Consider the following 243-nt stretch of genomic DNA (forward strand, 5'->3'; position numbering starts at 1 on the left):
CGGATACTCTCGCGTCATGATTTGACCTCATCGGCTAGGCTAGCATGGATGGTGGTGCTGTTTATATTGCCTTATGTCGGCGTCGTGGTTTACTGGATGTTTGGTGAGATACATTTAGGGCGTAACTTTAACCGCCAGCATGAGCAAATTATTAATAAACTGCATACTCACAATCCTGAAGTGTTCGGTAGCGACGCGGCTTTAACGCAAGCGATAAAACCTGAGTATCAAGCAGCGTTTGCT

General features: G+C 46.1%; 1 protein-coding gene. It reads left to right on the forward strand.

Annotated features, from left to right (window positions below; translation table 11 throughout):
• On the forward strand, nucleotides 1–243 hold a 243-nt coding region (locus AAEY83_RS17875), incomplete at both ends, for a PLDc N-terminal domain-containing protein (protein WP_351061365.1).

It is taken from the genome of Psychrobacter sp. TB20-MNA-CIBAN-0197 (assembly GCF_040309765.1).
GTDB lineage: Bacteria > Pseudomonadota > Gammaproteobacteria > Pseudomonadales > Moraxellaceae > Psychrobacter > Psychrobacter submarinus.